The organism is Catenulispora rubra, from assembly GCF_015356825.1.
GTDB lineage: Bacteria > Actinomycetota > Actinomycetes > Streptomycetales > Catenulisporaceae > Catenulispora > Catenulispora rubra.
The window spans coordinates 1-255 of sequence record NZ_JAACYW010000860.1 but is presented as its reverse complement, the minus strand read 5'-3'; the positions used below and the strand labels follow the sequence as shown (position 1 = coordinate 255).

Here is a 255-nt window from a genome sequence, read left to right as displayed (position 1 = left end):
TTTCTTCTCGGCCTTGGCCAGGGTGATGATGTCGTGCGGGCGGCGGGGTGCGGGGTCGGCGTCGTAGACGGCGCCGATGGTGGCCATGCGCTTGCGCCCGGCGTGCCCGTCCTCGCCCAGGCGGCCGACGGCCTTCTCGCGCTCGGCCTTCTTGCGGGTGGCCTCGCGCAGGTCGGCCGGGCGCATGACGATGCCCTTGCCGTCCACCGACAGCACCAGCAGCGTGGCGGCGTCGCTCATCATCGGCGGGGTGTG

Annotated in this window: 1 pseudogene; it reads right to left on the bottom strand. The window is 72.9% G+C overall.

Annotated elements, in window-relative coordinates:
* Positions 1 to 240, bottom strand: a pseudogene (locus GWK61_RS55750) (ISKra4 family transposase); the annotation flags it as partial.
* Positions 241 to 255: the final 15 nt, after the last annotated feature.